Raw genomic sequence first — 6,570 nt, forward strand, 5'->3', positions numbered from 1 at the left:
TCCTCGCGTGTGCGGACGTTGTCCAGGTTCGGGACGTGGAGATCGCGCAGTTGTTGCCGGTGGACCTCCGAGACCGTGGTACGTCCGGATCTGACCCTGGTGAGCCATCTGCGGGTCTGCGGTGGGAGGTCGGAGGCGAGGCCGTGCTCGCGGAGGTTTTGGATGTGCTGGTCGTGGGTGAGTGGTGCGCTGTCCTCGCGTGGTTGGACTTTTTCCAGGTTCGGGACGTGGAGATCGCGCAGTTGTTGCAGGTGGGTCGGCGAGATTGCGGTGTTCCCGCATCTGACGTTGGTGAGCCAGTTGCGGGTCTGCAGTGGGAGGCCGGAGGCGAGGCCGTGCTCGCGGAGGTTTTGGATGTGCTGGTCGTGGCGGGGGTTGGTGGGGGCATTGGGGTGGGCGGGGAGCCAGTGGCGGTGGTAGTCGCTTCGGACGAGGTGCCAGGTGCGGGTCGTGCCGGGGGTGTCGATGGTGTGGATGTGGCCGGTGGTCGTTTCCAGGATGCTGAGGTTGACGTGGTAGTGGTGGGCTGCGATGTAGGGGGTGACGTCGCCGACGACCCTGTCGTAGTGACCCGGGCTGCGCAGTGCCTGTGTGAACAAGGTGAGGAGTTCCTGGGTGTCGGTCGGGGAGTGCCGGTAGAAGGCGGCGTACTGGTTGGCCAGATGGGTGTGCAGTTCGTCCGGGTAGTTGTCGCGGCGTATGACGACGTCGGCCAGGTCGTTGGCGTGGGCGTTGATGATGGCTTCGGTGAGGTGTTGGAGGTCGCCGTCGCGGTGCTGGGCGAAGTGGTCGGCCAGGGTGTTGCGCACGTCGTCGGGTGAGGGGGGCGGCTGGCCGGGAGTGGTGGTGAGGTGGGCCAGGGAGTGGAGCAGGCAGTCGCCGTCAGCGGGGACCTGTGAGGTTGTCAGGCCCGTCTCTTCAGCTGTGCGGGCCATGCCTTCGTAGCCGGCGCCGGTGCCAAGGTCCTGCCGGGACCGGTGATGCAGGCGGTGGAGATTGCCCGCGGTGAGCCGGATCCCGAGGGTCTGGTAGACGTGGTCCCAGACCATTCCGAATGTTGCGCGCGAGTGGGCCCCTACAACCGCCAGGACGGCCTTCGCATCCTCTGACGTCAACTGGGCCAGATCGGTCGTGGCGCGTGCCCACGGCATCTCGGGGCGATTCGGCATGTGCCAGAGCAGATCTGCTTCGCCGTTGAGGACACCGCGGGCATCTGTGGAGCTACGCGGGATGATGTAGCTGTCCACGTCGAAAGGCGTGGGGCGAGGCATGGCTGCGTGCCCTCCCGGGGCGGGAGGGAGAATGCCGCCCGGCAAGGCCGGAAGCCAGTACTGATCGCCGCCCGGCAAGGCCAGGCCGAACGGGGCCTGAGCACGGTCTGCGTGGTCAGGACCGGGAACAGGGCTGACCTGGCGACTGGGCCCAGGACTGCCGCCGAAAAGGCTGTCGCCGTCGCTGTTGCTGTCGCCATGGGACGGACCCACCGATGCCGCGTCCTGTTCGCCGCTGTTGAATGCCTGATCGCCGAGGTGGGACAGGTTCCCATCGACCCCGCCGGGCATGAGGTACCGGTATCCGGCGATCACCTGGTTGGCGAGTGCCTCGGCTTGAGCGGGTAGAGGACGGTTCAGTTCGGTGGGTGCCAGCGCGGCGTAGGCCCGTTTGACGGCGTCGTCGCTGTCGCCGTATCCGGCAGCCTGCTTCCTGATCAGCGACCGGGTAAAGGTCAGCAGGTCGTTGGCGGCCTGGGGGTCCCGGTCTGCGAAGGCGTCCCACGCGTCGTGGACGGATACCGGGGCCTGGGCGCCTAGATGACGACCTAGCCCACCGGGCCGGGCTTGCTCGTACCCCCGGACGTCACCCGATCGGCGGCCGTTCTGAAGAGGCTCATGGTTCGTGGAGAGGACGGAGCCGTGGGCGGTCTCTGTCTGCGATTCCACGTCCGCGGTCCGGCCCTTGCCCTTGTCCCGTGCAGAAGCGGAAGTGCCGGCATTGTGTCGTACATCCGCGTCTGCCAGCACATGGTCGAGTGTGCTGCACAGCATCGTCGCAGTCTGCTTCACATCAGCCAGTAGCCGGCGCTGCTCGCCGCTTAGGGACGCCATCGGCAGGCTGTCCAGGTAGCTGATGAGGCCGCCGATGTGGTGGACTGCAGCCTCGATCGCCGGCAGTGCCCCCGCGTGCGGCATGTTGAAGGCCGTGACCCGCATTGCGTCGATCACGCCGCGTGCGACCGTCTGGACGCTAGCGGTGGGCAGGAGCAACCCGTCGGACATGGCATGAGGCAGTGCCGCGTCGAGCGAGGCGGCCCCGTGGAGAAAGCTCATGAGAGCGGAGGCCGAAGCGTCATCGCTGCGGGCCAGTTCAGCCAGAATCTGCACCTGGCGCGATGACCGCTGCGACTGGCTGCTGTCGCGCAGGTTCTGGGCGTCTTCGTAGAGTTCTCGGCTCAGTTTGGCGAGGGTGTCGAACCTGCGGGTCATCTCGTCGAAGCCCTGGGCGTCGTCGCCGTAGAAGCGAAGTTCCTCGACGGCCAAGGGGATATCGAGTTTCCCGTCGTTGGTGTCTAGGTCCGGGAAAGACATGTGCATGCCGTGGATTTCTGCCTGGTCCAGACGGCGCGCGGAATTCCGCAGTCCCGATTCCAGGTAGTCGCCGAGCGTGAGCCCTTCCACCCCGATCGAGATGTGCAGAAAATCGGCTATCGGCACGCGCCTGAATTCGTCTGCATACAGCCCGTCGTTCATCAGGCCGAGAATGAAGTAGTCCGAGAACAGTTTCCGGATATACGGGATTTTGTCCGCGAGGTACGTCTGGACACGCGGAGAAAGGCCAGCGAGGAGTCCGCTCAGCCAGGTTCGGGAAATCACCGCGGTCAAGTTCTTGGAGAGTGGCGGATCCACAGAGATCTGGCGGAGAGCCGGCCAGTACGCCCAGGCGGCGACCTGCGTGTAGACCAAGGCCATGGTTCCGCGCAGCGTGCGGACGTCCTCGACCCGGTCGAGCAGATCGGCCGCCTGAAGGGGCAGCCGCAGACCCTGCAGTTCCTCGATGACCGTACTGGCGAAATCAACGGCGATCTCGCTGCCGAACCGCAGGGCGTTGTCGATGTGCTGCCGGAGATAGGGCGAGTCGTCCGGCGTCGAGTCACGGACATGGATCAGCAGGTCATACAGGCCGCTGAGGGGAACACCGACGGTGTACTGGGGAGTGATCCTGTCCACGCGGCCGGGGATGGGGTAGAGCCGCGTCTCCCGCAGCACCTCCTTGATGTCGGGGCGTGGGATAAACCCCAGCGAACGAGAGAAAATATCCAGGAAGGGAACTGTTCCCGACGATCGGGAAAGCCGCATCTGCAGCTCCATCGCCTCGCGGAAGAAGGCCTCCTTCGCGTGACGGCCCTGGTCCCCCAGCAGCACACGAAGAGGTCTGCCGACGGTTTCGATGAACGGCGTGGGCTTGTCCCAGTCCTCCATGCTGATTGTCAGGGTGTCGCCCTCCGCCATCATGATCGAGTAGGAGATGTCGGGCTGCACGCCCTCCGGCATCAGCACACCCCAGCGCTCCCACTCGAGCTCCATGCCGATGGCGCCGTACTGATGGTCGGCGGAGGCGTCGACCAAGGCATGAGCGGTCGAGGCGGACGGCCGGAAATCCGGCAGGGCATCGGGGACGACCCTGCCCGCGAGATCGACGATGACTGCCTTCGTATCGACAAGGACGATGTCGGAGGGGAGAGACGTGGAAATCTTGGGCTTCCCGCCAGCCGCGAGGTCAACCCATACGACCCTGCCCCGCCTTCCGAGCCGATCGGCCGGAAGACGGTAGGCGGCAACGGCGTGGCCCTTACCCGAAGGACGCCGGGCCAGCACGAACGCGACGCTGCCCTCCGCCAGAGCGGTCTCGACTCCCTCCCAGGAACCGACCGACTTCCAGCGCGCGCCGAGAGCAAGCCGACTCTCCTGCGGACGCACACCGAGCACGCTGTCGTCCACCGCGTGCGCGGGCGCCACACCCTGCGGGAACAGCTCATCCCGCAGAACGCCCAACAACAGCAGACACTCCTGTGCCGACAACTCGTGCGAGGACAGCGACACCGGCCTGGAGGCATCCCGGTCGCCACTCACACCGACCCCGTCAGCTCCCTGCTCCCGGTGGAGAGCCACAGCAGCCCTCACAGCAGCCTCGAAACCCGGCCGGTCCAGGACCCGGGGCACATGCGGTCCGACCTGACCCCGCGCCCGACCACCGGAAGCCTCTTGGTGGGAGGCTGCCGGGAGGGGCTCTGCGGCATGATGTGGTGTCCCGACACCGTAGGGCCGAGCGACGGCGTGCACGTCCTCGGTCCACGTACCCACCTCGCGCGCAAACCGTGGTATTTCCTCCGACAGTTCCTCCGTGATGCGTTTGGCCGCAGCCATGAACGACTCGTCCTTCGCTGCAACCGCCACGCGGCTCGGGATCAGGGGAAGACGGATGCCGGGGCTGGCGATTCCGTTCTGGGGGAGGACGTGAACGGTTTGGCCGTCGCTGTGGACTCTGTGCGTGGGTTCGGTGTCGTTCAAGGTGTCACGGAGGGTGTCCCAGTTGTCGATCCGGCCGATCCAGCCGGTGTCTCCGCGCAGCAGCACTTCTTCACCGAGGTGGAGGAAGTCGTCGCCGTGGGCGATCCAGCCGTCGGCGGGCAGGACGACCGTCCGCCGACCGTCGTGGAAGCGGATGTTGCCGTCGTCACCGACGTCGTAGCCGAAGAAGGCGTGTGGGCGGTCCGGGTCCGGCAGCTCGAAACGCGTCCACGATCCGGACTGCGTCCGCTTCCCGGTCGCTTTGCCGTTCTCCTCGGGCGTCGTCACGGCCGAGGGGTCGACCATGACCACACCACCGCTTCGCGGCCTCTCCACCACCAGCGTGTGCCCCAGCGGCAGTCCGGTCGGATCCAGACCGGTGTCCCGCGCCCCGCCCGCCCAGTGCAACGGATCACGCTGTCTGGGCCGTTCCGTCCGCAGTCGCTTCGGTGCCGGGCGCGCGAGTTCATCGTCCGTGGCGTCGACTTGCTCGGTAACCGCGGCCGTTGGTTGTCTGCCATCCCTGTCGGTGGATGTGGTGGGGGCCGTGGGCGGTGTGGGTGTGGTGGCGTGGGTGTGGGGTGTGCCGAAGGTGGCGTGGAGTGCGGTGTCGGGGCGCAGGGAGGGGCGCAGCGCCTCGGCGACGAGGGCGGCCTGCCGAGGTGTGACCCTGGCGGGACCGGTGGTCCGGATGCGGGTGGTCTGCTCGTCGCGGTGGGTCTCCAGGGCGGTGCGGAGCCCGTCCAGTTGCTCGGGGGTGATGGTGGTGGCGCCGCCCGGGCCGCGCTCTTCGAGGGTGACGGGCGCAGGGGTGGCGGGCGCGGGCGTGTGCGGGTCGGTGCCGGTGGTGGCGGCTCTCGCGGGCTGCCGGCTGCCGGTCTGTGACGGAGCGTCGGAGTGCTGGTCCGCCGTCTGGCGTGTGTGAGAGGCGTTGCCGAGGTTCGAGTTGAGTTCGTCCTGGCGCAGCGTGCCGGCGACTCTCTGCAGCACGTCCTGGGGCAGCAGCAGCCCGTCGCCGTGTGCGGGCGGGAGCGCGGCGAGCGCGGACAGGGCCGTTTCGGTGTTGTGCAGTTCCTGCCGGACGATTCCGTTTCCGGCGGCCCGGTCGTCGGCACCGGCGGGGAGCAGAGAGTCGCCGTCGAGGCGGGTGGTGGTGTCGTCCCGGCCGCCGCGCGGGCGCGCGTCGGAGCGCGTTGTCGGGGGCTGCCAGTCGACGTTCTGCTTGATGTGGTCGGGTATCAGGTTGGCGAGTTGGTCTCGCACGGTGTCGGATGCGACGACGGTGATCCGGCCCGGGTAGCCGAGGTCGCCCAGCGAGTCCATGAACATGGCCGCCGCCGTCTGGTGCCCGGCGTCTGCCGCGTCGTCCACCGTGATCGTCACGCCGGGCAGAGCGCCGAGTTGTTCGCCGACCGTCTGCCGCAGGTCGATCTCCTCCGGGGTCGGCGGGATGCCGCCCCGCCGGGCGGTCAGTTCGTCGATGGCGGCCTGTCGCTGGTCGGTGGGTGCCGCGAACAGGTTCCGCCAGGTTTCGCGTTCGCGTTCGGCCTGCGTCACGGGCCCGGCGGGCCGCGTCCGGTCCGGCGAGGGATCGTTCGACGTGGACCGGCTCGCCCTGCTGGGCGCCGGCTGGGGCGCACGTGTCCCCCTGGACGGCGAGTTGACGTCGTTCCCGGACGCTGTGCGGATTGGGGTCTGGGGGAGTGGTTCCCGGTTCCCGGTCGGGTCAGGAGCCGGTGTCTGGTCCGGCGCGGTCCGCGGGATCTCTGTGTTCGCCTGTGCTGCCAGGGCGGTGGCGGCGGGGTCGGTGCTCGCGGTGGGCAGTGTGCCGCCGGCGGGCGAAGGGACGGCCGTCGCCGGCCGGGTCCCGGCCAGCGAATCGAGGCGGTCCTCTCTCGCGCCGGTCGTTCCCGAAGGCGCGAGCCCGTGCTGTACGGCGGTGCCGCCCGTCAGTGCCGCGAAGGCCAGGTCGGCTGCGGACGGCGGCTCCTGGGCCGGCACGGGC

General features: G+C 68.2%; 1 protein-coding gene and 1 pseudogene. One reads left to right on the plus strand and one right to left on the minus strand.

Features of this window, described 5'->3' with window-relative positions; translation table 11 throughout:
* On the minus strand, nucleotides 1-6,122 hold a 6,122-nt coding region (locus tag ACFYOH_RS44100), incomplete at its 3' end, for a hypothetical protein (protein ID WP_388637840.1).
* Between the two features lie 43 nt (nucleotides 6,123-6,165).
* On the opposite strand from ACFYOH_RS44100, the pseudogene ACFYOH_RS44105 reads away from it, so the two are divergent.
* Nucleotides 6,166-6,570, plus strand: a pseudogene (locus tag ACFYOH_RS44105) (hypothetical protein); the annotation flags it as partial.

This window comes from Streptomyces sp. NPDC007856, from assembly GCF_042868225.1.
GTDB lineage: Bacteria > Actinomycetota > Actinomycetes > Streptomycetales > Streptomycetaceae > Streptomyces.